This is a genomic window from Pseudomonas sp. FSL R10-0399, assembly GCF_009600165.1.
GTDB lineage: Bacteria > Pseudomonadota > Gammaproteobacteria > Pseudomonadales > Pseudomonadaceae > Aquipseudomonas > Aquipseudomonas helleri.
Window position 1 is genome coordinate 1 of sequence record NZ_WIWK01000230.1, and the last position, 2,144, is coordinate 2,144.

Below are 2,144 nucleotides of genomic sequence, written 5' to 3' on the forward strand. Positions count from 1 at the left end.
GTGGCGCCGGTGGTCAGTACGTCGTCCACCAGCGCCAGGTGCAGGCCGCGCACGTCAACCTGCGGGGCCAGGCTGAAGGCGTGGAGCAAGTTGCGTTTGCGGGCCTTGGCGTCGAGCGCCTGTTGCGCGGCGGTGTCTTGGTGGCGCAGCAGCCAGTCGTCGTGACACGGGATACCCAAATCGCGACTCAACCACTGGGCGAGCATGGCGGCCTGGTTGTAGCCGCGCTGGCGCAGGCGCTGGGTAGACAGCGGCACCGGCAGTAAACAGTCGGGTTGGGGGTCGCCAGTATTGAACCGATCGCGCAGCGATTGGCCGAGAATATCGGCCAACAAGCGGCCATACGGCCAGCGGCTGTTGTGCTTGAAGCGGATGATCAAACTGTCGACGGGAAAGCCGTATACCCACGGCGCATACACCGATTCGTAGGCCGGTGGGTGCTTGATGCACAGGCCGCAGGTGAGCCCGGCCATCGGCAGCGGCAATGCGCACCGCTCGCAACGGTCACCCAACCAGGGCAGCTCCAGTTCGCAGGCCGCGCAGAGTGGCAGCGGGGTGTCGGTGCGTTCATCGCACACTAAACACGTTTGGTTAATTAATAACCAATTGTCAACCACGCTAAACAAGCGTGGTTGACAAGTCATGTAGCATCCTCAAACATATCGCGCATCCGTGCCGTGCCTGAGGCGGTTGCTTCAGGTTCAAGTCCCAGCATAAACAAGAGAATCGCCGATGAGCGCCAGCACCCATGCCAACTTGCGACATGATTGGTCTTTAGCCGAAGTTCGAGCGTTGTTTGTCCAACCGTTCAATGACCTGCTTTTTCAGGCGCAGACCGTGCACCGCGCGCATTTCGACGCCAATCGGGTGCAAGTTTCGACGCTGCTTTCGATCAAAACCGGGGCGTGCCCGGAAGATTGCAAATATTGTCCGCAGTCCGGTCACTACAACACCGGGCTGGAAAAAGAGAAGTTGATGCAGGTGCAGGCGGTGCTTGAAGAGGCGGCGCGGGCCAAAGCCATCGGCTCGACGCGTTTCTGCATGGGCGCAGCCTGGAAGCACCCGTCGGCCAAAGACATGCCTTACGTGCTGGAAATGGTCAAAGGCGTGAAGGCCATGGGCCTGGAAACCTGCATGACCCTGGGCAAGCTCGATCAGGAGCAAACGGCGGCGCTGGCGCACGCGGGGCTGGACTACTACAACCACAACCTCGACACCTCGCCCGACTTTTACACCAGCATCATCACCACCCGTACCTACAGCGAACGCCTGCAAACCTTGAGCTACGTGCGCGATGCGGGGATGAAGATCTGTTCCGGGGGCATTCTGGGCATGGGCGAGTCGCTGGACGACCGCGCCAATCTGCTAATCCAGCTGGCTAACCTGCCCGAGCACCCGGAGTCGGTGCCGATCAACATGCTGGTGAAAGTGGCGGGCACGCCGCTGGCCAATGCCGAGGACATCGATCCGTTCGACTTCATCCGCATGCTGGCAGTGGCGCGTATCTTGATGCCACAAAGCCATGTTCGCCTGTCGGCCGGGCGTGAAGCCATGAACGAGCAAATGCAGGCGCTGGCGTTCTTTGCCGGGGCCAACTCGATTTTCTACGGCGACAAATTGCTGACCACCGCCAACCCGCAGGCGGACAAAGACATGCAACTGTTTGCGCGCCTGGGCATCTTGCCCGAAGCCCGCCAGGAACACGCCGATGAAGTGCATCAGGCGGCGATCGAGCAAGCGCTGATCGAGCAAAAATCCAGCGAGCAGTTCTATAACGCTGCGGTGTAAGCCTCTTAACTGTAGGAGCGAGCTTGCCTCGCGATCTTTTAAACGATCAAAAGATCGCGAGGCGAGCTCGCTCCTACAGGTCTTGTGCAATCTATTTCCGAGGCCAGCATGTCTTTTGATTTAAGCGCCCGTCTGGCTGCGCGTCGTGCCGACAATCTTTACCGTCAACGGCCATTGCTTGAGAGCCCGCAAGGGCCGCAGGTGGTGGTCGATGGTCAGCCTCTTTTGGCCTTCTGCAATAACGACTACTTGGGCTTGGCCAATCACCCGCAGGTGATCGAAGCCTGGCAGGCCGGTGCGTCGCGTTGGGGCGTGGGCGGCGGGGCGTCGCATTTGGTCATCGGCCACAGCGGCCC

At 60.3% G+C, this 2,144-nt stretch carries 2 protein-coding genes and 1 pseudogene; 2 read left to right on the forward strand and 1 reads right to left on the reverse strand.

Translation table 11 applies throughout. The features are described 5' to 3' along the window. Window positions 1-644: ComF family protein (locus GHO41_RS29060; protein WP_153435328.1), on the reverse strand; the 644-nt coding region annotated here is incomplete at its 3' end. Window positions 645-732: 88 nt separating this feature from the next. Between GHO41_RS29060 and bioB the strand changes: the two genes are divergently transcribed. Together bioB and GHO41_RS29070 are read left to right on the forward strand one after the other, a co-directional pair. Then, window positions 733-1,788, forward strand: a complete 1,056-nt coding sequence (bioB, locus tag GHO41_RS29065) for a biotin synthase BioB (protein WP_048372289.1) — start codon at window positions 733-735, stop codon at window positions 1,786-1,788. Between the two features lie 108 nt (window positions 1,789-1,896). Continuing rightward, window positions 1,897-2,144 (forward strand): annotated as a pseudogene (locus GHO41_RS29070) (8-amino-7-oxononanoate synthase); the annotation flags it as partial.

Coding starts and splice junctions, on each gene's coding strand:
- bioB (WP_048372289.1), top strand. CDS start 733: ATGAGCGCCAGCACCCATGCCAACTTGCGACATGATTGGTCTTTAGCC.